This is a genomic window from Acidiplasma sp., assembly GCF_038728925.1.
In the GTDB taxonomy this organism is placed as follows: Archaea; Thermoplasmatota; Thermoplasmata; order Thermoplasmatales; family Thermoplasmataceae; genus Acidiplasma; species Acidiplasma aeolicum.
The window spans coordinates 54,914-77,048 of record NZ_JAVYSZ010000002.1; the positions used below are offsets into that span (position 1 = coordinate 54,914).

22 protein-coding genes are annotated in these 22,135 nt (G+C 33.2%); 8 read left to right on the top strand and 14 right to left on the bottom strand.

What is annotated here, in order from left to right; genetic code table 11:
* Positions 1-92: 92 nt before the first annotated feature.
* Both QXW15_RS01650 and QXW15_RS01655 read right to left on the bottom strand, forming a co-directional pair.
* Positions 93-386 carry an AMP-binding enzyme gene (locus QXW15_RS01650; protein ID WP_342789858.1) on the bottom strand — a complete coding sequence of 98 codons (294 nt, stop codon included), beginning with the start codon at positions 384-386 and terminating at the stop codon, positions 93-95.
* Positions 376-1,758, bottom strand: a complete 1,383-nt coding sequence (locus QXW15_RS01655) for an AMP-binding protein (RefSeq protein WP_342789859.1) — start codon at positions 1,756-1,758, stop codon at positions 376-378. Before QXW15_RS01655 ends, QXW15_RS01650 begins: the two co-directional genes overlap by 11 nt.
* Positions 1,759-1,982: 224 nt before the next feature.
* Here QXW15_RS01655 and QXW15_RS01660 point away from each other — a divergent pair, with 224 nt between their 5' ends.
* Complete coding sequence (locus tag QXW15_RS01660; RefSeq protein WP_342789860.1) at positions 1,983-3,629, top strand: AMP-binding protein; 1,647 nt, start codon at positions 1,983-1,985, stop codon at positions 3,627-3,629.
* 295 nt (positions 3,630-3,924) lie between these two features.
* Here QXW15_RS01660 and QXW15_RS01665 read toward each other — a convergent pair whose 3' ends face one another.
* Together QXW15_RS01665 and QXW15_RS01670 are read right to left on the bottom strand one after the other, a co-directional pair.
* Positions 3,925-4,437 carry a DUF6789 family protein gene (locus tag QXW15_RS01665; protein ID WP_287954712.1) on the bottom strand — a complete coding sequence of 171 codons (513 nt, stop codon included), beginning with the start codon at positions 4,435-4,437 and terminating at the stop codon, positions 3,925-3,927.
* Between the two features lie 138 nt (positions 4,438-4,575).
* Complete coding sequence (locus tag QXW15_RS01670; protein ID WP_342789861.1) at positions 4,576-5,229, bottom strand: hypothetical protein; 654 nt, start codon at positions 5,227-5,229, stop codon at positions 4,576-4,578.
* A gap of 171 nt (positions 5,230-5,400) precedes the next feature.
* On the opposite strand from QXW15_RS01670, the gene QXW15_RS01675 reads away from it, so the two are divergent.
* Entirely contained in the window at positions 5,401-5,865 is a 465-nt protein-coding gene (locus QXW15_RS01675) for a GntR family transcriptional regulator (RefSeq protein WP_342789863.1), read from the top strand.
* Position 5,866: 1 nt separating this feature from the next.
* The gene (locus QXW15_RS01680) at positions 5,867-6,943 is read left to right on the top strand and encodes a DUF1648 domain-containing protein (protein WP_342789865.1); all 1,077 of its coding nucleotides are present in this window, start codon (positions 5,867-5,869) and stop codon (positions 6,941-6,943) included.
* Positions 6,944-7,048: 105 nt separating this feature from the next.
* Here the strand turns inward: QXW15_RS01680 and QXW15_RS01685 are convergent, their stop codons facing one another.
* Complete coding sequence (locus QXW15_RS01685; RefSeq protein ID WP_048101213.1) at positions 7,049-8,167, bottom strand: aminotransferase class V-fold PLP-dependent enzyme; 1,119 nt, start codon at positions 8,165-8,167, stop codon at positions 7,049-7,051.
* Between the two features lie 2 nt (positions 8,168-8,169).
* Entirely contained in the window at positions 8,170-9,579 is a 1,410-nt protein-coding gene (locus QXW15_RS01690) for an APC family permease (protein ID WP_342789867.1), read from the bottom strand.
* A gap of 144 nt (positions 9,580-9,723) precedes the next feature.
* Here QXW15_RS01690 and QXW15_RS01695 point away from each other — a divergent pair, with 144 nt between their 5' ends.
* Positions 9,724-10,179, top strand: coding sequence for an Lrp/AsnC family transcriptional regulator (locus QXW15_RS01695; protein ID WP_082180426.1), 456 nt, complete (start codon positions 9,724-9,726; stop codon positions 10,177-10,179).
* Between the two features lie 183 nt (positions 10,180-10,362).
* Here the strand turns inward: QXW15_RS01695 and QXW15_RS01700 are convergent, their stop codons facing one another.
* Genes QXW15_RS01700 through QXW15_RS01710 form a run of 3 tightly spaced genes read right to left on the bottom strand, consistent with a single transcriptional unit; the run spans position 10,363 to position 13,562 of the window.
* Entirely contained in the window at positions 10,363-10,941 is a 579-nt protein-coding gene (locus tag QXW15_RS01700; protein WP_342789870.1) for a nucleotidyltransferase family protein, read from the bottom strand.
* Positions 10,942-10,972: 31 nt separating this feature from the next.
* A complete protein-coding gene (locus QXW15_RS01705; protein WP_342789871.1) occupies positions 10,973-12,166 on the bottom strand; it encodes a (Fe-S)-binding protein in 1,194 nt (397 codons plus the stop codon).
* Positions 12,159-13,562: an FAD-binding oxidoreductase gene (locus QXW15_RS01710; protein ID WP_048101218.1), complete on the bottom strand. Its 1,404-nt coding sequence runs from the start codon at positions 13,560-13,562 to the stop codon at positions 12,159-12,161. The genes QXW15_RS01705 and QXW15_RS01710 overlap by 8 nt, the downstream gene beginning before the upstream one ends.
* Positions 13,563-13,813: 251 nt before the next feature.
* On the opposite strand from QXW15_RS01710, the gene QXW15_RS01715 reads away from it, so the two are divergent.
* Complete coding sequence (locus QXW15_RS01715; RefSeq protein WP_342789872.1) at positions 13,814-14,284, top strand: peroxiredoxin; 471 nt, start codon at positions 13,814-13,816, stop codon at positions 14,282-14,284.
* 4 nt (positions 14,285-14,288) lie between these two features.
* Here the strand turns inward: QXW15_RS01715 and QXW15_RS01720 are convergent, their stop codons facing one another.
* The gene (locus tag QXW15_RS01720; protein ID WP_342789873.1) at positions 14,289-14,900 is read right to left on the bottom strand and encodes a peroxiredoxin; all 612 of its coding nucleotides are present in this window, start codon (positions 14,898-14,900) and stop codon (positions 14,289-14,291) included.
* A 172-nt stretch (positions 14,901-15,072) separates the two neighbouring features.
* Here QXW15_RS01720 and QXW15_RS01725 point away from each other — a divergent pair, with 172 nt between their 5' ends.
* On the top strand, positions 15,073-15,312 hold the full coding sequence (locus tag QXW15_RS01725) for a hypothetical protein (RefSeq protein ID WP_287954705.1): 240 nt from the start codon (positions 15,073-15,075) through the stop codon (positions 15,310-15,312).
* On the opposite strand, the gene QXW15_RS01730 is transcribed toward QXW15_RS01725, so the two are convergent.
* A complete protein-coding gene (locus QXW15_RS01730) occupies positions 15,309-16,523 on the bottom strand; it encodes a CaiB/BaiF CoA-transferase family protein (protein WP_287950699.1) in 1,215 nt (404 codons plus the stop codon). The genes QXW15_RS01725 and QXW15_RS01730 overlap by 4 nt on opposite strands.
* 186 nt (positions 16,524-16,709) lie before the next feature.
* Here QXW15_RS01730 and QXW15_RS01735 point away from each other — a divergent pair, with 186 nt between their 5' ends.
* Together QXW15_RS01735 and QXW15_RS01740 are read left to right on the top strand one after the other, a co-directional pair.
* The gene (locus QXW15_RS01735) at positions 16,710-18,089 is read left to right on the top strand and encodes an MFS transporter (protein ID WP_287960354.1); all 1,380 of its coding nucleotides are present in this window, start codon (positions 16,710-16,712) and stop codon (positions 18,087-18,089) included.
* A 52-nt stretch (positions 18,090-18,141) separates the two neighbouring features.
* Positions 18,142-19,320, top strand: coding sequence for an acyl-CoA dehydrogenase family protein (locus tag QXW15_RS01740; RefSeq protein ID WP_048101224.1), 1,179 nt, complete (start codon positions 18,142-18,144; stop codon positions 19,318-19,320).
* Here QXW15_RS01740 and QXW15_RS01745 read toward each other — a convergent pair.
* The 3 genes from QXW15_RS01745 to QXW15_RS01755 are packed head-to-tail and all read right to left on the bottom strand — an operon-like array spanning position 19,317 to position 22,052.
* Positions 19,317-20,729 carry an acetyl-CoA hydrolase/transferase C-terminal domain-containing protein gene (locus QXW15_RS01745; RefSeq protein WP_342789875.1) on the bottom strand — a complete coding sequence of 471 codons (1,413 nt, stop codon included), beginning with the start codon at positions 20,727-20,729 and terminating at the stop codon, positions 19,317-19,319. The genes QXW15_RS01740 and QXW15_RS01745 overlap by 4 nt on opposite strands.
* Positions 20,730-20,761: 32 nt before the next feature.
* Entirely contained in the window at positions 20,762-21,580 is an 819-nt protein-coding gene (locus QXW15_RS01750; protein WP_048101226.1) for a CoA ester lyase, read from the bottom strand.
* A 4-nt stretch (positions 21,581-21,584) separates the two neighbouring features.
* Positions 21,585-22,052, bottom strand: a complete 468-nt coding sequence (locus QXW15_RS01755; protein WP_048101227.1) for a MaoC family dehydratase — start codon at positions 22,050-22,052, stop codon at positions 21,585-21,587.
* Positions 22,053-22,135: the final 83 nt, after the last annotated feature.

The following is a 22,135-nucleotide window of genomic DNA, read 5'->3' on the forward strand; positions in this document are numbered from 1 at the left end:
ATCACTTGCCATTATCCAATTACTAATAATTAATCAGGAAACATAAAAAAATAAAAGTTTGATATTTATAAAAATAAAATAAGCAAAAATTATTATCTATTACCCATTTCCTTTAGTTTTTTTATTATATAATCTTTCATGTTGAATGTGTCATCAGTAATAGCCTGATCCCTTAGCAAATATTTTTGGACTCTGCCTGTTGGCGTCCTCGGCAGGGATTCCACAAATCTAATATAGTTTGGAATCCAGAAATTCGGCATATTTTCCATACAAAAATCTATAATTCTTTCTGCATTTAGATTTTTAATTTTAGGCACAATTGCTATCATGACCTCCTCATCATGATCCAGTTTTACAGGATATGCTGCTGCATCCCTAAATTTCATCCATCTTCAATAATATCTGTTCTATCTCAAATGATGATATATTTTCTCCCCTTCTTCTTATTGAATCCTTTTGCCTATCAACGAAATAAATATTACCATCACTGTCATATTTACCCAGATCTCCAGTATGAAACCACAAGCCTCTGAATGCGTTGATGGTTGCCTCAGGCATTTTATAATACTCCAGGAAGGTTACATATGGCAGTCTGGGTCTAATTACTATTTCCCCAGTTTCTCCCGGCTTTACTGGAAATCCGTTTGGATTCTGAATCTCAACATCGAATGGTGGAGCAGGCATACCACAACTACCTGGTTTGTTTTTTTTATTAATCACATCACTGTATGGGCTTGTGACTGGAATTCCAGCCTCAGTGCTGCCATACCCACCAGTTATGTAGATATTAAATCTTTTCTCAGCCATTTCCCATACTTCCTTAGAAGCATATGCAATGGCAATAATCCTTTCATGGTCTTTTTCCTCAGATGATTCCGGCTGCTTAATAAGCATCTCAAATATGGGCCCCACGGCATGAAAATGCGTGATTCCATATTTTTTTATATCTTTCCAAAAATTTAGGGGATCAAATTTTTCTACCAGAACAATGGTGGCATTAGCCATAATTCCAGATATTGCCGCCAGATCAAGGGCCATTATATGAAATAGGGGCAGGTAAATATAAACAACACTGTCAGCTGAAACACCTCCAGCATCTATCATATCAAGTGCAGTTACAATGAATTGTGCATTGCTCTCCACAACAACCTTTGAACGGCCAGTGGTACCTGATGTAAGTATCATCGCGGCCGGATCATGGCCTTTTAATTCTGTATATATATTTTCCTTCCCATCTGAAAGCAATTCATTTAAAGTTATCATATTATCAATGCCGACGTTAATATTGCTTTGATCACCAATTAAAATTAAATTTTCCACTGATTTTAAATTTTCTTTAATTTCCAAATAATTTTTTAAAAGTCTAGTATCAACAAATAAAAATTTTGTTTCAGGCATATTTATGTTATATATTAATGGCTCTTTTACAAATCCTGTATTTATGGTAACCGGTATACAGCCGGCCTTAAGTATACCAAGGTATGAAAATAACCATTGGGGAGAATTTAATGCATATATACCTATTCTGTCTCCTTTCTTGGCCCCCATCTTAATAAGTCCCGTAGCAATTCTTGAGCTTATTTCATCGGTTTCTTTATATGAATACCTTTCATTATTAAAAAGAATCAATGTTTTGTCTTTATTTTCCTCAGCTTTTCCTTTTATTAGATCCACTACGGACGGATATAACTCCAAGGCCTGCATATATACATCTTCCTCATAAAAGCCGGTTTTCACTGTTGGATCTGGTGGAAACATATAAAATCTAGCTATTAGAACTTTATAAACCTTTTTTAGTATACAAAAAAATAAAATTAATGTAATTAGCTTTTTATATTCTATTTTATCAATATTTTCATAATTAGATGCAATTGATGATCATAATTTGATTCACTCAAATTAACGGTTAGACATGGAGTCAATCCTTGAATGTAATAAGGTAATATTAAATATATTTATATATAAACATTGGTTAATTTTTTATGGAACATTATAAATGGTTTAGGATATGGCCAAACTATCTTCCATATACCATAGACTATCCTGACATGAACATATGGAAAATGATGGAAATTTCATCAATGCTATACGGTTCTAAGGACGCCATAATATATTATGGCCATAGAATAAAATACAGCGAAATTTATGCCGATATTAATAATCTGTCCTTGTTTATAATATCTAAAGGAATTAAGAAGGGAGATAGGGTTGGAATAATGATGCAGAATTCTCCACAGTTTATAATTTCTTTCTTTGCCATAGCGGGTGCAGGTGCCACCATAGTTTTAATGAGTCCTGCACTGGATTACAGCACTGCAAGTTACATCGCAAAAGAAACTGGCATGAAAATGATAATAACAACCTCCGAATTAATAAAAATACCGGAAAAATTGCATGATGAATTAAATATAATTATTATTTGCGGAAACTTAAGAGATTATATAAAAAAACCGGATATACCTGTTCCTGAATTCATAACCGCAGAACATAAAATTGTTGGAATACCATGGGAGGAGGCAATAAGTCATAAGGATGGTAAAATAGACCCCAATTCAGAAATGGATGATGAGGCTTTAATAGCATACACATCAGGAACCACCGGAATACCAAAGGGATGTGTTCATACAAATAAATCTGTAATAGCAAATGCCATTGGTGCCTCTGTATGGAGAAGGTTAACCTCATCTGCCAATGAACTTGGTGCTGCGCCATTTTTCCATGTGACAGGCCTTGCATTTTCAATGCTTTCTCCCATTTACTCAGGGGCCACCATAACAATATTAACACGCTGGAACAGTGAGGCCGCAATACAGGCAATAGAAAAATATAGGGTTACACATTTTGTTTCAGTGGCGCCAATGATAGTTGACCTTTTAAACCAAAAAGATCTAAATAAAAGGGATTTTTCATCGATTAGATTTATCGGTGGAGGCGGAGCCGCAATGCCAAAGGTGCTTGCTGAGAAAATGGAGGAATTATTTAACATACCATTTGTTGAAGGCTACGGCATGACCGAGGCCATGGGGCAGACGCATATAAACCCGCCGGAGCACAGAAAACTTCAATGCATAGGTATTCCACAGTTCGGGTACGACGCAAAAATAATATCGCCAGAAACAGGGAAAGTGGTTGAAAATGAAATAGGTGAGATTGTTGTTAACGGTCCCAGCATATTTAAGGGATATCTTAACAAACCTGAGGATACGGAAAATGCATTTATTTCAATAAATGGAAAAAAATTCTTGAGAACAGGAGATATTGGATACATGGACGATGAGGGATCATTTTTTGTTGTTGACCGTTTAAAAAGAATGATTAATCGTGCAGGATTCAAGGTTTGGCCGGCAGAAATTGACAACCTAATGCTCCGCCATCCTGACATACTTGAGGTATGCACAGTAGGAACACCAGATCCAAGGGTTGGAGAAGAGGTAAAGGCATTCGTGGTTTTAAAAGAATCTGGAAAAAATAAAAACATAAGTGAGGAGGAAATTGTGGCATGGGCAAGGGAAAATATAGGCGGCTATAAATATCCACATATGGTAGAGTTTACTGACAGCCTTCCAAAAACAGCATCTGGAAAGGTGGACTGGAAAAAACTGCAGGATAAAGAGAGAAATAATTTATGATTATATTAATTTTAAAGTAAAAATGATTAATTTTATATTTAACTTCATTGTTTATTTATGGCCTTTTCAGTTAAATATTTAATTTGATATAGAATTGAAAAATTATTTATCCAGATATTTTTATTTCTTACACATCAATTTCAATAAATATGAGGATCTTATGAAAATATATCCAATCATAAGCATTATAATATCTTTAAAAAAATTAAAAAAATATTAATTTTATGCCTTTAATAATATAGATATTTTTGAACTTAATTCAAATTTATATACAATAAAGAGAATTTCATTTCCTTTAGTTTTTATATTCACCCTCTGTCAATATTTTATCACTCCCTTCGAATCGTGTGTATAGTTTTCCAAGAAGATAGCCAAATACTAAAAGACTTATTATGCCAAGGCCTACGGATGTTATATAATATGATAATCCAAATGTTCCTATATCCAAAGCATCAATTATAACATCAAATATTATCCATATTACAAGGCCAAAAATTTCCCCCTTTATTATCATACTTTTACCCGGTAATCTTCCATTTACATAGGCAAAAATTATACCAAGGATTATTCCTATTATAAGCCCACCGATTATAGCCAAAACTATTGAACTCTGAATCTCTGTGGAATATAACTGTGATGCTGAAATATGAACTCCCAATGATGCCTCTGAAGATGCCTCCTTGGATAAAAATTTCATAATATTATTTTTATAAATAATCAATGTAATATAGCTAAAAATGCCCGCTATTACTCCATACACAAGACCAGATAATGTTCCCGCCTTACCTCCTGTACCTACTTTCCCCATAAAAATTAAATACAAGGTTGTATTTAAATTTTGTTATATATAATAAATACAACAATGAATTTTTAATTATTATAACCAAAAATGAATAAAAGTATTAATTCTAAATCCTGTAATTGCAATAAAATATGTATACTTGTATTAATCCCGTATTAAAGAGTTAAGTTTTAAAATGCCTATTAAAAATATTGCAATGGAAATAACCATTGTAAATGCCCAGAATAACTCAGTTGAAATTATATACTGCTTTATATGTGTTAGTATGTATATATCTGTATATACAAGACTGCCATCTATGGCTGTGTGAAGAAAAGATGAAATTGTATATGTTGTTATTCCATGCCCGGATAATTTTCCCCATTTCATAAATGTTGCCGTTCCAGGATGAAACAATAATGATAAAATAATATTTAATATTATTAATATAAGCAAAAATCCGGATAAATTATTAAAATCCTCGATGAAAATTACAGCTATGTCAACTGCTGAAAAACCAATGCCTATAAAAAATGCCATTTTTTCAGGTTTTATGCTTATGGCAAAATATGTAAATCCCTCCTGAATGAATCCTGCAGCCATGCCGAGATATATGGAATAAATAATGGCATTGTTTATTTCTATCGTTTTTATATTTTTTATTAAATATGAGATATTATAATGGTGATCAACAAGAATGATAATTTCAGGAATCTGGTCAATGATCAGCTGAATAAGAAGTGCTCCAAGCATAAATATTATTCCGATGCCTACTGAAATTAACACATCCCTAAACTTCAAATTAACAAACAAACGCATATTTTAACACCCATATTTTCATTTATTTATTTTTTCTATTTGTTATAGGTGTTATATATCTATTATATATAATATCTTTAGTTGAGGAAATTATCATTAGTTTCAAGCAATTATTAAAAAGGAAAATATTTATATAACTGTTATAGATAATATATATCAGGAGGTATAATAATGGCATCTGATGATGATGCATATGGGGAAAAAAGGAAATATTCTGCAAAATCTGTTGATATTGATGAAAACGAGGCTTTTAAAATTTCTGTAGACCTGTCCTCACCGGAACCAATATATAAGCAGATATATAACTGCATTGTCAAAAATATAGCAATTGGAATGCTTAAAAAGGGTGATAAACTTCCATCATCAAGAGAATTATCATCAATACTTGGAATAAATTATCATACTGTTAACAAGGCTTACAGTGAGCTTGAAAATGATGAATACATATATCAGGATAGGCGCAAGCATGTTATTGTCTCCGGTATAAGGAAGGAACATAAAGCCATGAACCCATTATGGGAAAAACAGATAAAAAATTTAATTCTGGAGGCCATATCAAGCGGTTTTTCTGTGGATGAAATAAAGGCAAAGATAAATGATTTAATTGAGGAGGCATTGAATCAGGAGGGAAATTAATATGATTCCGCTTTTATTTATATTAATAAATGTGCCTGTGATAATTTTTATAGGTCTTGCCTATGGTTTAATTCCATATTTAACAAGGCCGGAGCTTGTATTTGGTATTAGAATAAAAGGCGATGTTTATAATCAAAAAATAAAAAGCATGAAATTTAAAAATTTGTTAATTGACCTTTTGATTTCAATAGTATTTACATTGTTAACATTAATATTATACGTTTATATTAATATAATTGTTTTATTAATACTGCCTTTGACCGAGATAATTTTGGTATTGCTTGTTTACTTTTACTTTAGGTCACATGTTAGGCTTTTGAAAATTAATTTAGAAGATAACCAAAAGGTGATATCTTCCTATATTCCAAAATCCAATATAAAGGTAAGTTTGTTATGGTATGTATTTCCCTGGATTGAGCTTATGTTTTTTATTATTATTGGTATTATTTACTACCCGCATATCCCATCAAGATTCCCCACACATTTTGGTTTATCCGGAAAACCAAATGAATATGCATCAAAATCGCCATACTCTGCTTTTTTTCTTATATTATTCGTGGGAGTTCCTGTATCTGTTGTATTTGATGTACTGTCATATGCAATTCAAAGGTCTGCTACGGGCAATTCCCCAACAAAAAAATCCTTAATACAATTTAGAAGCTTTAATACAGGCATGGTTAAACTGCTTATGGGTATAAATTTGATTATTATTCTGGATATATTCCTTGCAGCCGCCATTACCTGGGAATTAATTCCAAAATCATATATATTTATTATTGCGCTCCCCGTTCTGTTAATATTTCCCTTAATTTTATGGTATTCTGTTACCACAGGCCAGACAGGATGGAAGAAATATCCATATCTTAAGGATAATGAACATGATAATAACATTGAGGACGATAAGGAATGGGCAGGGGGTTTAATCTACCACAATAAGGAGGATAATAGAATACTTGTACCCAAAAGGTACGGTATTGGCTATACTTTGAATTTCTCAAATAGGTGGAGCTATATAATACTCATAATAATATTTGCAGTAATAATAATTTCACTTTTAATTGCATTATTACACCCTTAATAATTTTTTTCAGTTACCATTTAAAAATATTGAAGTTTTGTCCATTATATTAGAATATTTATAAACTTTAAATTCACAGTTAAAATAAGGGTTGAAAAATATAACCTACATAAAAAACTCATTTTTAATAGCGTTTATTGCATCATCTATTTCATTAAAAGTATTGTAAAAGTGTGGTGAGATCCTCAGTGATTCAGCACGTGCAGAGGTTATAATATTATATTTCTTTTTTAAAATATATTCTGCCTCTGCAGGATTTTTCAATGGTATTGCTATTATATTTGCCGATTCTATTGGTGTTGCCAGTTTAATATTGTATTTTTCTAGCCTTTCCTTTGCATAATTAAATAATTTTCTATCCTCATTTTCAACATCATTATAATTCTTTAATATACATCTCATGCCTTCTATTGATGCATATATGGCTGGCATTCCCCATGTGCCATTTTCAAACCTTCTTGCACCTGAGGCATAATTAATATCTTCAGCTCCAAATTGTGCAGGATCCCTTTGAGAAAACCAGCCTATATTGGTGGGAGTTAGCTCATCACTAATTTTTGGATTTACATACAAAAATGCAACCCCAGAAACACCAAGTAGCCATTTCAGGTTTCCAGAGGCGAGAAAGTCTATTTTTTCATTTTGAACATTAATATTCAACGCCCCGAGGGATTGATAATCATCAACGTATATGTACGAGTTATTTTCATGAGCTATTTTGGCAATTTCACTTACATTTTGCATAAATCCATTAAGAGACGATACATGTATTGCAGTGACAAGGGTGGTGCTGTCATTTACTGCTTTTTCATATTCATTAATTTTAATAATTCCATTCTTATTTTTTATTGTTTTTATTTCAAGTCCATATTTTTTGTATGCCTGAAGAATAAAATTTGTGGTTGGGAATTCTAAATCGCTGGTTACTATATTGTTATTTCTTTTAAATGTAAATGAGCTCATCACTGCATCCAATGCAGAAGAGACTGAATATAGTACTGCAACATCATTAGCATTGGCGTGTATTATATCTGCAAAGAGTTTTCTGGCCTCATTTACCTTTTCCACCCACATATTCCAGGGATTTCCAAATGTTATAACATCGTCTGTATATTTTTCTAATGCATATTTTACACTTTTAAGCATGGGTGATTTGGAACATGCTGCAAGATGGTCAATTTTATCAAGGCCATAAAATAAATTTCTTATATTTTCTTTATTCATTGTTATTCCTCCTTAAAATCTAATTTTAGTTTATATTTTTTCCCAGCGTATATGTATAAAATGGCACATATGGCATAGGCAAGAATCACAAATGGACCCAGATCTATGGGAAATGTGAGTGATGAGATGGAATAATAAATTGCAAGGGCAACTATTACTGTTGATATTGATGGCATAATAATATGGGTTGATATCTTTTTTATTGTTTTTTCTCCCTCATTTTTAAATTTGGAATACAGAGAAAAATTAAGCATTACATGAATTATTAATGTTGTTACAGTACTTACTGTTGCAAAAAATAGGAAATCGTCAAAAAATCCATTAAAAAAGCCACCCTCAACATAATAAAAAATCATTGAAGATAAGCCCGATAGAACAAAGAATATAATAATTATGTATATCAATGCAACATGGGGCGATTTATTTTTATTATGGACTGTGGATAAACGTGATGATATTAGTCCATCTCTTGCCATAGCATATATATTTCTAGAAAGTGCTGTTGCCATTGTAACAAATAGTGGATAGACAACAAAGAAATTTAATAAAAAGAATATGCCATTTGGCACAGATCCAAATTTTGATATTATTATGAATCCTGGGAAGATACTATTGCTGAAAGATGCCATATTATTTAATTCCCACCCAGCAACCATTGCATAGGAGCCGAGAAGATATACTGAACCCATAATTAGGATTATTGCCAAAACAGCCATTCCTATTGATTTTCTTGGTGCTTTTGCCTCCTCACCTAAAGGAACTATTGACCCAAATCCTGCAAAAGAAAGGTAGCTCCCCGTTATAAATCCAAGGAATACTCCTTTTATACCAATATTATACGTCGTAAATGGTATTGCACCGATTTTTGGTGAAGATATTATTATGATAATTGATATTGTAACCACAAAAATAATCTGAATCATATTTACAACAATTTGAGATTTATAAGATGGTTTTATACCTCTATAAACTACATAAAACGCAGGTATAGAAATCAAAACAATGTAAATATAGCTAATGTAATCTGGTATGCTTATGCTTGTTATATACCCAAGTGTAGGAGAAAACGTTAGTATGTAATAACCTAGAATAAAAAGTAAGTTCGCAAATTCATAAAGTATGTAAAGAAATGCAGCAAACGATCCAGCAATATAACCAAGGCCATCACCTATATATCCGTAATATCCTCTGGCACTGGCCATCTTTTTAGAATACTGGTATATTGAATTTCCTGCAAGCAATGATGCCAAAAGGCCTATTATAAAGGATAATGGAGTTGCACCAAGTGCAAAAGCAGCAGCACCTAAAATAGAACCCCCAAATATACCTATTGGTGAAAGTTGACCCATTCCCTGAAAAATAAGGCCACTTGTACTGACTGAGTTCTTATTTAATATATTCATTTTTTCCATAATAAAAATAAAAATTAGTTTATATTTAAATGTTAAGAAAATAATTGAATAAATAATTTAATAAAATAAAAATATTACTTAATAATTTTATAAAAAATTTAAAAAAAAAAGATATTTTTTTAAATAATATTGAATTAATTGTTTATGCAACACGAAATTTCCTCCATAGATAGAATGGTCATAAAAATATTGATACGAAACAGTAGAATATCTGTAAAGGATATATCAAGGCAACTTGGCATTTCCCAGCCAACAGTAAAAAAAAGAATAACTCAAATGCTGGATTCTGGTATTATACAAAACTTTGCCTGCAATATAGATATGGCTAAATTTGGATACAATCTTACATTTATAACCATGGTACGTATTGTAAATGCAAATAATTCAGAAAAAATAGCATACAAGCTTATGAAAATAAGTTCAATTTCATCGGTAGATATGATAACAGGAGAATATGATTTGATTCTAAGAGGATATGCAAAGAACCAGGATGATCTTTATTACATACTTTCTAAAATTCAATCCATTGAAGGTATAGATCATCTTTTCACTAATATAGTTATAAAATCACTTGGTAATAAAACAGTTATACCTGAATGATAAAAATTAGGCTCATTAATATTACCTTAATAAGATATATAATTATAAATTATCTATTTTATTTTAACATTAAACATTTTATATGCTTTTCAGGTGTAACTATATTTTGATTAAACAACTATGAGTTAAGGATTCAAACATGATCATTATTAAGTAATTGTTGTTACTGCTACACCTTAAAAATCAATTTTTAAATATTTTTTTTAAATCCTCCTTTGTATCGATATCTAAAAGTGCATTATTATCAATCTCCACCCTGATTATGTCTTCTGGATGGTTTCTTAGAATAAATCGGCCTCCAACATCACCTTTAAGATTTAATAGGTCATTAAAATATTTAGATGAAAATATTGCAGGATTTACAGGAATTCCAGAATTATATGCACTTACAATGCCCGCATCATTCTGGCTGTATATATTAATCATCCTGTTAATTATGTTTTGATCTATTAATGGGGAATCCCCCAGAAGTATCATAACACCATCGATGTTATTTTCTACTTTTCTTAATCCGGCTCCTATTGATGTTGACATTCCGTTTTTATAATCATAATTGATGGCAATCTTGAACCCATTTAGATTAAGAACACTGTAATTTACAGCAGGATTAAAAACAATAATTTTTTCATATAACAATGAATTCCTGGCATTCTCAATTGTATATTCTATAAGCATTTTACCATTGATTTTGTAAAATAATTTGTTTTCACCAAATCTTCTTGATTCCCCTGAGGCAAGTATTATACCAGATACCTTTTTCATAAATCATAATGAATAAATATAATAATAATGTTTATTTTATTAATTTAATCATGAAATCAGAAAAATCGATTACATTTTCGTCATATGAAAGATTATTGTAGCATAGCGGGCATATTGTAATAATTTTGCCAGCTGTTTGCTTCAAGTTATTATACCTTTTATATGAAACTTCAGATGCTATTTCTGGGAATAATAGTTCATCTGGACCACCACAGCAGGATGTAAGGTTTTCTGGCTCATTTAGTTTAACATTCGCAGATTTTTTAAGTATATCAAGGGCCCTGTAATTATTTTTATGAAGTACAATATGGCATGGCTGCTGCACAGTTATTTCCTCACTGGTTTTTTCAAAGTTCATGTTAATTAAATCTGTATAATAATAAATTTCAAGGCCATAATTTTTTATGTATTCCGGATAAATATTTTTCATCAAATCATATGTATGCGGGTCTATGCATATTATTTTTTTAACATTCAATTTTTTAAGTTTATTATAAACATTATTTGCATATTTTTTAAATTCATTTATATAGCCAAGGTCATAAAGAAACATTCCTGGATAATCCTCATCTTCACGAAGGTAATTAAATTTTACACCGGACATTTTTAACAACCTTACAATATTCCTTAAATTATTTTCCATTTTATTCTTCATATTAATGTCATAGAAATGCCTTGAGAGTTTTATTAAATCAGGATGCCTTGATATTAACCTTGAAAATGCATTAAATAGATTTCTATCAAAATATTTTCTTACATAATTTATGAATTTCGTATATGCCATAAGCTGGTACATATCCCCTGTGAAAAGAATTGTATCTGACTCATCAAAATTTATTGATGATGCCCATTCTGCGGATTCTTTATTTAATCCCAGGGGATTTCTGAATCTAAGTATTGTTTCCTTAATCATGTCCGCTATGTCCACCCTGTTACCATTAATATGCTTCTCTGCAATTTCCTCCTTCATTAAATGGCTTAATTCTCCAGCGTTAACGCCTGCAGGGCACACCTGAAGGCAGGCAAAGCAGTCAAGGCATGAATAAAAGGAATCTGAAATTTGGAGCTCTTCCCCTGTATTTATTGCAAACTGTGCAAGAATGATCCTTCCCCTGGCACCCTTTATTGAATTGTAACCTGCTGCAGGAAGTGTTGGGCATACAGATTCACAGAAACCACATTTTATGCATTCATCAGTAATTTTTAGAATCTGATTTTTAGTCATAAAATATCTTACCCCTGTTCATTATATTCTCCGGGTCAAATACTGCCTTAATCCTCTTCATTAATTCTAGTGAATAAAGGGAATTTCTTTCCTTATACTCCTCGTATAGAAGTTTATTTTTTTCAGTACCTATCCCATGTTCTGCTGATACACATCCCTTATGCCTTATGGCTGCCATGGCAATTTCCATCTGTAATTTTTCAACCTTTTCAAGTCCGGTTTTTGTGTTATCTGCAAATATATTTGCATGTATATTGCCATCCCCAATATGACCAAAAAGGCTTACATTTATCTTCATTTTGTCCACAGCATTTTTAATCTCCTTCAGTGTGGCAGGCAGTTCTGAGGCGGGAACTATGACATCGCCTATTATTACTATTTCATTTTTCTTTTCACGCTGGTTGAGCAGTGCTGAATAGGCACCCTTTCTGGCCTTATATATTTCATCCATTGTTTTTTGATCCATTATTGTTAAAACATCCTTTGTGTAATTTTTGATAATTTTTTCCACATTTTCAATTTTTCCTTTAAGGGAGGCCTCAGTTGAATCGATATCAACCATTAGCATGAACTGTGTGTAGTCTGGTATTTTTATGTTTAACTTATCCCTTATGGAATTAATGGTTTTTAAATCCATAAATTCGGCAATTAATGGCGTAATACCCGCATTCTTTACAGCGCTAAGGGCGGAACCAACATCATAAATATCATTGTAAAATGACAGTATTCTGCCATATTTTTCAGGAAGTGGCTCAATTTTTAATATAGCCTCTGTTAGAACGCCGAGAGTGCCCTCGCTGCCTATAATAAGTGCAGTAAGATCATATCCAGCACTCCTTTTTAATGTATATTCTCCAGTTCTTATAATTTCACCCGTGGCCGTCACAAATTCAGTGCCAAGAACCCATTCCTTTGTTGCACCGTATCTTACTGCCCTGAGCCCACCGGCATTGGTTGAAATGGTGCCACCAACAGTTGATGCCTTTGAACTGGCGGGATCAGGTGGATAGAAAAATCCGTATTTGTTTAAATATTCATTTAGGTTATCAAGCCTTACCCCTGGCTGGCATACAACATATCTGCTTGCTATGTTTAATTCCAGTATTTTATCCATCTTCATGGTATTTATTATAATGCCGTTATAATTGGTGACACTTGATCCTGTTAGTGATGTTCCACCACTTCTAACCGTTACATCAATTTTATATTTAGTACATAATTTTAATACTCTAGAAATCTGATCTGAATTCTCAGGTATAATTACAAGCTCTGGTATCCTTCCGGGCATATAAGAGGCGTCATTTTTATAGGGTATTTTTTCCTCAAGGTTCTGGAGAACATTATTTTCTCCTGCCGCCTGCCTAATTTCATTTAAAATGTCATTATTTATATTCATTACAATGATAATATTTTTATATTTATAAACTTGCTTTATCTGATAAATATATAATTAAATTTTATTAATATGTTATCTAATGATTAATAGAGTTTAAGGCCCTTGCTATCTGTATAATTATAAAAAATCTAAGCATAAGGTAAAAAAAATAAAATTATCCACCATAATTTCTATTTGGGAATTATTTTATTTTGCTTTAATTAATTATTTCAAATACATTATATTTTTATATTCATATATATTAAAATATCATGGTAGATGTTGGTGAGAAAGCACCGGATTTTGAAGCGCCTGACACTGGATTAAAAATGAGGAAATTGTCTGATTTTAAGGGAAATACAGTGGTTCTTGCATTTTTCCCTGGGGCATTTACATCTGTATGCACAAAGGAAATGTGCACATTCAGGGATTCAATGGCAAATTTTAACAGATTTAAGGCAAAGGTAATAGGCATAAGCGTTGACTCTCCATTTTCATTGAAGGAATTTGCAGAAAAAAACAAACTTCAGTTTGATCTTTTAAGTGATTCAGGAAGGGAAATATCCAAAAAGTATGAGGCCCTTTATGATAGCTTTTTGAACATAAAAAATCTGTCGGCGTCAAAAAGATCTGTATTTATTATAGACAAGGATGGGATTATAAGGTATAAATGGGTTAGTGAGGATGCCTCAAAGGAGCCTGATTATAAAAAAATAGAGGAGGAAATATCAAAATTAAATTAAATTTTTAAACCTCCTGGTATTTAAGATACCACACCTTTTCTCCGCTGTTTATCCTCTTATATGCATCCTCAAGTGTGGACGGCTGTGGTACTATACCCCTATCCCCTGGATTCCAGTTCACTGGAGTGGCTAGTTTTTTATCCCAGTTCAGCTGCAGGGCCCTAAGGCTTCTTAGGATTTCGTTTATATTCCTTCCAGTTTCAGCCGGATAATATATCATCCAGCGGACTATGCCGTTGGGGTCTATTATAAATACGCCCCTAACCGTGTTGCCTGCCTTTTCATCTATGAGATTATATGACCTAGCCACCTCCTTATTTATGTCTGCTATCACCGGGAATGGAATATCTACACCAAATTTTTCCTTTATGTCTTTCAGCCATTCTATGTGACTCTGCAGGCTATCAACGCTTAGACCTATTAGAACTGCATTTAACTTTTTAAACTCGTCATATCTTTCCGCAAATCCCATAAATTCTGTGGTGCACACCGGCGTGAAATCAGCAGGGTGTGAAAACAGAACAATCCATTTACCATGGAAGTCAGATAGAGCCAGCGGTCCCTTGGTTGTATTAACAACAAACTCTGGTGCCTTATCACCAAGCTTAACGGCCATATTAATCACCGTATTATATATTATAAATTAAAATAATAATATATTGAAACATGCAAAAATTGCATTAACAAAAATTATTATATATTGAATTCGTTATTTTAATAACATTTATGATAATTTTGTAATAATATTTGTAACATATTTTTTTTATTTCCTGTGGCTTTATTCATTTATGATCATAGAGGATTACAGAAGAATAACATGTGGTGGTGATCCTTTCAATTATCTTATCGGCTCACTTAAGGGTTTATATTTGGATACAGATTCAAATGTCGAGGTTAAGTTAATTCTGGATTCGAATAGGTTCAATTATGACATTGAAAAATTTATAAAAATACTGGATTATACTGGTTTTAATCTTCTTGAATATAAAAAGAATGAGGATATTGAACTCCGAATCAGGAAAATCTAGATTTTTATTATGCCAAGTGAGGCTAATTTTTTTATCTCATCCTGACTGTACCCAAGTTTATAAAGTATTTCATATGTATTTTCTCCATTACTTGGGGATGGTCTTTCTATTTTAAAATATTTATTATTTAGTTTAAACGGCACTGGTTGGATTTTCAATTTACGACCACTTTCATTTATGACCTGAAATGGATTTATTGCACTCGTTTGCCCATCTTTTAATACCTCACTTACATCTTTTATCCTTGCACACGGAACCTTGTATCTTTTTAATAAATCCATCCAGTATCTACTTGTATTTTTAATAAACACTGATCCAAGCAGGCGATTTAATTTTTTTCTATGTCTTACCCTTTCACTGTTTGTTATGTAGTCTGGATTATTTTTAAGTTCCGGCATTCCAATTGCCTCGGAAAGCCTTGAAAAAAGATTATCGTTAGAAATTCCTATGACAATATATCCATCTCTAGCCAAAAAGGCACCATAAGGTGCAAAAGACATATGCTCACTTCCAGCCCTTTTGGGTATTTTTTTTGTTATTTGATATGATTCTATATAGTAATTCATCCAGTAAAGTCCAGTCTCATAAAGTGATGTAGTTACCTCCATTCCCTTGCCTGTTCTTTCACGATAAATAACTGCACCAAGTATCCCCATGGCAAGCCACATGGCAGAACCCACATCAAGAACTGAAACGGCCACCCTTGCCGGCTTTCCAGCTCTGGCACCATTCACACTCATTATACCAGTTTCAGCCTGTATGATTGCATCGTATCCTGGATTGTTCATTAATGGACCTGTGTTTCCATATGACCTTATTGATGCATATATAATTTTATCATTAATTTTTTTAATATTTTCATATCCAAGACCCAAAGAATTAACAGTATCCGTGCGAAAATTTTCCACAATAATATCAGAATTTATTATAATTTTATTCAGTATATTACGTCCCTCTCTGGTTTTTATGTTTACCGCCAGGGATTTTTTACCCCTGTTAATTGCAATAAAATATGCAGATTTATCTCCAATCGAGGGTTCCATGGATCTTGAATCATCACCGCCTGGAAGTTTCTCAATCTTTATTACGTTTGCACCAAGGTCGCTTAAAATTGCTGTTGCACTGGGACCAGATATATTGGTTGTAAAATCCAGTACATTATATCCATTCAATATCTTTTCTGCATATTCATTATCAAAATTTGAAGGCATGAATTATAAATTTTTAAGCACAATAAATATTTAATGTTAATTTATTATTTTATTATGTATTTTTTTATTACTTAATATTATACAGTAAGAATAAATAACGAATAAATTAAATAAATATAGTAAATTTTAATTATAATAATTTATTCCTTTTAAATATGTTTAAATATATCATAAAATTAATATTTTATGGCAGCAAATAATAAAGAGTTTGAAGCCAAATCTATAATAGCAAGAATGCAGAGAATAGATAAATGGCCACTACCACCATCTTTTCTGGCAATAATAGCCATTGGTTATTTTTTCACCTTTTATGATGTTACCGATATAGGATTTGCCATGCCAGCAATAGCCCCACAGTTTCATTTAACAGGTTCCGAAAGCCTGTTTCTTGCACTATCCATAGGTCTTATAGGATATGTTATAGGGTCCTTTATAATTGGATATCTTTCAGACAGGTATGGAAGGTATCCCATGTTAATACTAACCATGGCTTTAATGGCACTTGGTTCCTTTGGAGATGCCGCATCCCTAAATCTTGACATGCTTATAATCTTCAGGTTTATTACAGGTCTTGGCCTCGGTGCAGATTTAAATCTAATTCCTGCATATATTGGCGAATTTGCACCTGCAGACAGGCGCGGTCATCTTGCACAGATAACATTTTTCCTTGGTATTCTTGGTCAGGCGGTCACACCTTTTGTGGCACTTGCAATTGTGCCGCCATTCTATTTTGGATGGAGGCTTTTATTCTTTATTGGTGGTTTAATAGCAGTCATTGCTGTAATTTTAAGGGCCCAGCTTCCAAGATCTCCCAGATGGCTTGTAAGCCATGGTGAGCTGAATAAGGCTGATGACGTTGTATCCCATTTTGAGCAGTACTTAAAACAAAAGGGTGAGGAGCTTCCTGCTCTTACTGATGATGAAATAAATAAAATAAACGTTAAAACAGAAACGACAAGGCTATCATTTTATTATTTATGGCAAAAGCCATACAGATTAAGAATGCTTGTTTTTGGGCTATGGTGGGGTCTGTGGTACATTGGAAACTATGCATTTCTTGGAGATGCTGCAACAATACTTTCAGATTCAGGCATTTCACTGGCAAGCTCAATCCTTTATCTGGCCATAGGTGCAATTGGATACCCTGTTGGTGCATTATCGTCTTGGGTTATATCTGATAAAATAGAGAGGAAATACATAGTCTTTATAGGATCAATTTTATGGCTGATTGGCATGGTTATATTTGGTAGCAGAATAAATTCAATAGCACTTATTTCTGGAAGCTTCATAGCATCCTATTCACTGGCCTTTTTAATCGGCATAGCATACATGTACACATCCGAAAGCTACCCTACGAGGGCACGTACATCAGGTTTCGCCATGGGAGATGGGCTTGGGCACATAGGTGGGGCAATTGGTGCTCTTTATCTTCCACTATGGGTTGCCCAGATAGGTTTCTTTGGTGGTTTCACATTTATAGGCATAACAACATTTATAGCTGGAATAATACTTGTTGTTGGTGGTTCCATAGCCACAAGGCAGCATCTCGAGACAATATCAGCCTGATATATTTATTTTCTTATAGTAATACTTAAATTTATTTTTTTATTAATATTACATGGTTTTAAATTATCCAAGGGATCTTACAGAAGAACAGAATCTTCTCCTGAATTCCATCAGGGGTATGCTTGAAGAATACGGTGAAAACTACTGGGCGAAACTGGATGAGTCACATCTTTATCCAGAGGAGTTTGTGAAAAAATTCACTGAACTGGGCCTTTTTAATGTTCCAATACCAGTTGAATATGGTGGTGCCGGTCTTGGAATAAGGGAGGCATCACTTATTCTTGAGGAGATTAATGCATCAGGTGGGAATTCACAGCCCTTTCATGGCCAGTATTACATGTCATGGCTACTGTCAAAATTCGCAAGTGTGGAAATGAAAAAGAAACTTTTTCCAGCACTGGGAAGCGGGAAAATTAGAATGCAGAGCATGGGGCTTACTGAACCAGATGCAGGATCAAATACGCCTGAAATCAAAACCTTTGCAAAAAAGGATGGGAATAATTATATAATAAATGGCCAGAAAATTTTTACATCCAGAATTGAGGAATCTGATTGGATATTAATCGTTGCAAGAACCAAAAGGTATGATGATGTCCAGAAAAAAACAGATGGCATAAGCCTATTTTTGCTGGGTCCTGAACAAAAGAAAGAAATAGAATACACCAGAATTAAAACAATGTTTAATAGCCAGACATATCAGGTATTTATAAATAATATAACGGTGCCAGAAGAAAATTTAATTGGAGAGGAAAACAGGGGTTTTGGATACTTAATGCACGTGCTTAATCCCGAAAGGATCCTAATCGCATCGGAAAGCATAGGAGATATGCGATGGTTTATTGAAAAATCTGCAGGTTATGCATCATCAAGGGTGGTATTTGACAGGCCCATTGGTGAAAATCAGGGTGTGCAGTTCCCAATAGCTGATATATATGCAAAGATGCTCTCCGTATCTGCATTAAGATGGCAGGCTGCATCACTCTATGATTCCGGTGGGGATATTAAAATTGTTGGCGAGCTTGCAAATTCTGCAAAATATCTGGCATCAGAATATGCATGGCAGGCTGCCAATGTTGCCATGGATACTTATGGTGGATATGGGGTTGCTGTTGATACAGGCATAGAAAGAAAATTCAGGGAGGCAAGGTTATATAAGGTCGCGCCCATAACAAATAATCTGGTTCTATCATATCTGGGCCATAATGTGTTAAACATGCCAAAATCATATTAATTTTTATTCCATTTTATAATTTCATTTATATTATATGGTAAATGTCCGGCATTTAAGTAATTCATATACCTTAGTAATGAATCTTTAAAATTTGGGTGTACACAATTTTTTATAATCTCCACTGCTCTTTCCCTTGGGTCCTTCCAGCGAAGATCTGCAATTCCTATCTCAGTTACAACAAAATCGACAAGCATTCTCGGAATGTCAACACATGATAGCATCGGCACTATTCTGGATATTTTTCCATTCATGGCAGTGGATGGCATTACAATGGCAACGTACTTACCTGAACTGCAAAAATCTATTGAACCACCCACACCATTGTATATATTTTCTCTTATGTGGGAAACATTGGCCGATCCAAAAATATCAATTTCTATTGCCTGCTGTAATACTATTACACCCGGACCTGAAATTATATCGGGACTGTTTGTAATGTAATTTGGTCTGAGAACAATATTCCCTGAATAATCAAGATAATTTTCCATAAGTTTTTTTGTGTAAACTTCCTCTCCCTGTAGTGTATAAATTGCGGATGTGCTTATGTATTTGATTTTATGTCCAATGTATTCAGTCCATCTTGCAGGTGCTATTTCGCACCATATTTTAAGGTCATTAAATGGTGATTTATCAATAAGTGAGGAGGCTATGGACCCGGCCCCAACCTGAACTGGCATGGTGTTTTTAAACTTAATCTTTTCATCAAGCATGCACCAAATATTCTCTGCTATTGAATTGATTTCCTCTGGAGGTTTTCCGTACGAGGCTGCACTTTCTTCACTGCCATCAGAATAAATTATTGCTGCTATTTTATTTTGATTTATTCTTAATTCTCTTTTTCCTATACGGGAAATAATTTTTTTGAACTGATGCTCCCTTACCGAATTAATATCAGTTATATCATGGAGCCCCGTTAAAACAGGCTTGCTTCTATTAATCTCTATAATTATCTTTTTTGATGCATTGCATAGGGCTGGCGTTGCATCCACTGAAAGCGAAAGTATTATACCTTTACTGTTTACTTCTGTTGCCTCAAGGACCGCAACATCTATTTTATCCATTGAATTAAGACTCAAAAGTTTTGAATACTTGTATACACTATAATCCATCATCATGGTTTTCCCGTTATTGACATCATCCCTGCTTTTTTTATCACTTAAATAATAAAAACGCCGGGATATTTCAATATTTCTCATGGCATCATCAAACGATTTTGTCATACCTCCACCAGAATAAACCTGAATTCCTTTAAAATACTGTGGATGTTTTTTAAAAATTAGCGGTATAATTTTTGGAACAGACTGCCCTCCCATGCCCCCGAATGCTATCGATTTTTTATTTTTTAATATTTTTTTAAATACATCCTCAGGGTCCATAACCTTACTCTCAAGTTTCGGCGGAATTCTCATTAATTTCACCCCTATTAAAATTTTTAATTATTTTAATGGTCCATATCTGCCTGATCCAGTATATTTCTTGCCATCCTTATATGCACCGAATCTATTAACCTTCCATCGATCCTCAGTGCACCCCGGCCCTGGGAGGCTGATTTATTATATTCTTCTATTACCATTTTTGCCCAGTTTATTTCCTCTTCTGACGGGGCATAAACACTGTTTGCAATATCTATCTGTGTTGGATGTATAACCTGCTTTCCTGCAAAACCCAGATTTTTTGACCTTACAGCCTCATCCCTAAAGCCGTTTATATTGTTTAGATCAAAGTAAACCTTATCTATTGGTAATATGCCTGCTGATCTGGCAGCGACTGCAACGGCAGTTGCAATATATGTGTTCTGTGCATAGCCATCAATATTTCCAGAAACTGACAATGAAAAATCAGCGGCTGCCCATGAAATCATTGAAACTCCATCCTCATGTGCTATGTCATTAATTTTTGTAAAACCTTCAGCTGTTTCTATTAAGGGGATTAAAGGTATGCCAAGAAGCCTGTAAATATGCTTTATACCAGTACATGCCTTCGGGATCATAATATAATCTATTTTGGCATCAGTTTTTAGTAATGAAGTTATATCATTATAAAAATAGGGTGTTTCCATTGAGTTAATTCTTATTGCAACAGCTTTTTTAATAATATTTGTTTTAAGAAATTCCAGAATATATGACCTTGCAGAATCTTTTTTATCATCCGGTACTGCGTCCTCCAGATCATATATAATTATATCTGCATTTAACCTTAGGGAATTAATAACCATTTTTTCATTATTGGCCGGAACATATAGCTGGGACCTTGTTTTCATTATATCACCATTTACTCTCTTTCTTTGGTATCATAAATGTCCTGGTGAATTCAATCACCTCCTCTGAGTTCTGGTTATATCCTGTTGTTTTAATCTTTATAATTCCGAATCCCTTTTTTGATCTTGATTCACGCTTCTCTATGACCTCAGCACTTGCATATAATGTATCACCAGCGAAAACCGGATGCATGTATTTAACGCCGTCAATTCCAAGCATAAAACCATTTTTGCTTGTGTATTCCACAACAAGGCCAACCACAACTGCTATGGTTAGCATTCCGTTTACAACAAGCCTTCCATTAAAAGGTTCTCCTGGATAATACTTTTTGGTATAATCTGCATTAAAATGGATCTGGTTATTATTATTTGTTAATAATGTAAACCATATATTATCCATATCTGTAATGGTCCGTCCAACACTGCTGGAATACCTATCTCCAACATTTATATCATCATAGTATACATCAGCCATATTTTTATAATAATAATGGATATATAATATTAATTTATGAGCATAAATTAATTTATGGTGCTTAAATCATTTATTATTTGGGC

Excerpts from the sequence above, each read along its gene's own strand:
- QXW15_RS01750 (WP_048101226.1), bottom strand. The coding sequence starts at position 21,580 with ATGAAAACAAGGTCCCAGCTATATGTTCCGGCCAATAATGAAAAAATG.
- QXW15_RS01730 (WP_287950699.1), bottom strand. The coding sequence starts at position 16,523 with ATGCCTTCAAATTTTGATAATGAATATGCAGAAAAGATATTGAATGGA.
- QXW15_RS01705 (WP_342789871.1), bottom strand. The coding sequence starts at position 12,166 with ATGACTAAAAATCAGATTCTAAAAATTACTGATGAATGCATAAAATGT.
- QXW15_RS01720 (WP_342789873.1), bottom strand. The coding sequence starts at position 14,900 with ATGGCCGTTAAGCTTGGTGATAAGGCACCAGAGTTTGTTGTTAATACA.
- QXW15_RS01650 (WP_342789858.1), bottom strand. The coding sequence starts at position 386 with ATGAAATTTAGGGATGCAGCAGCATATCCTGTAAAACTGGATCATGAT.
- QXW15_RS01710 (WP_048101218.1), bottom strand. The coding sequence starts at position 13,562 with ATGAATATAAATAATGACATTTTAAATGAAATTAGGCAGGCGGCAGGA.
- QXW15_RS01665 (WP_287954712.1), bottom strand. The coding sequence starts at position 4,437 with ATGGGGAAAGTAGGTACAGGAGGTAAGGCGGGAACATTATCTGGTCTT.
- QXW15_RS01725 (WP_287954705.1), top strand. The coding sequence starts at position 15,073 with ATGATCATAGAGGATTACAGAAGAATAACATGTGGTGGTGATCCTTTC.
- QXW15_RS01675 (WP_342789863.1), top strand. The coding sequence starts at position 5,401 with ATGGCATCTGATGATGATGCATATGGGGAAAAAAGGAAATATTCTGCA.
- QXW15_RS01715 (WP_342789872.1), top strand. The coding sequence starts at position 13,814 with ATGGTAGATGTTGGTGAGAAAGCACCGGATTTTGAAGCGCCTGACACT.
- QXW15_RS01755 (WP_048101227.1), bottom strand. The coding sequence starts at position 22,052 with ATGGCTGATGTATACTATGATGATATAAATGTTGGAGATAGGTATTCC.
- QXW15_RS01655 (WP_342789859.1), bottom strand. The coding sequence starts at position 1,758 with ATGTTTCCACCAGATCCAACAGTGAAAACCGGCTTTTATGAGGAAGAT.
- QXW15_RS01680 (WP_342789865.1), top strand. The coding sequence starts at position 5,867 with ATGATTCCGCTTTTATTTATATTAATAAATGTGCCTGTGATAATTTTT.
- QXW15_RS01745 (WP_342789875.1), bottom strand. The coding sequence starts at position 20,729 with ATGAGAATTCCGCCGAAACTTGAGAGTAAGGTTATGGACCCTGAGGAT.
- QXW15_RS01740 (WP_048101224.1), top strand. The coding sequence starts at position 18,142 with ATGGTTTTAAATTATCCAAGGGATCTTACAGAAGAACAGAATCTTCTC.
- QXW15_RS01735 (WP_287960354.1), top strand. The coding sequence starts at position 16,710 with ATGGCAGCAAATAATAAAGAGTTTGAAGCCAAATCTATAATAGCAAGA.
- QXW15_RS01700 (WP_342789870.1), bottom strand. The coding sequence starts at position 10,941 with ATGAAAAAGGTATCTGGTATAATACTTGCCTCAGGGGAATCAAGAAGA.
- QXW15_RS01695 (WP_082180426.1), top strand. The coding sequence starts at position 9,724 with ATGCAACACGAAATTTCCTCCATAGATAGAATGGTCATAAAAATATTG.
- QXW15_RS01660 (WP_342789860.1), top strand. The coding sequence starts at position 1,983 with ATGGAACATTATAAATGGTTTAGGATATGGCCAAACTATCTTCCATAT.
- QXW15_RS01690 (WP_342789867.1), bottom strand. The coding sequence starts at position 9,579 with ATGGAAAAAATGAATATATTAAATAAGAACTCAGTCAGTACAAGTGGC.
- QXW15_RS01685 (WP_048101213.1), bottom strand. The coding sequence starts at position 8,167 with ATGAATAAAGAAAATATAAGAAATTTATTTTATGGCCTTGATAAAATT.
- QXW15_RS01670 (WP_342789861.1), bottom strand. The coding sequence starts at position 5,229 with ATGCGTTTGTTTGTTAATTTGAAGTTTAGGGATGTGTTAATTTCAGTA.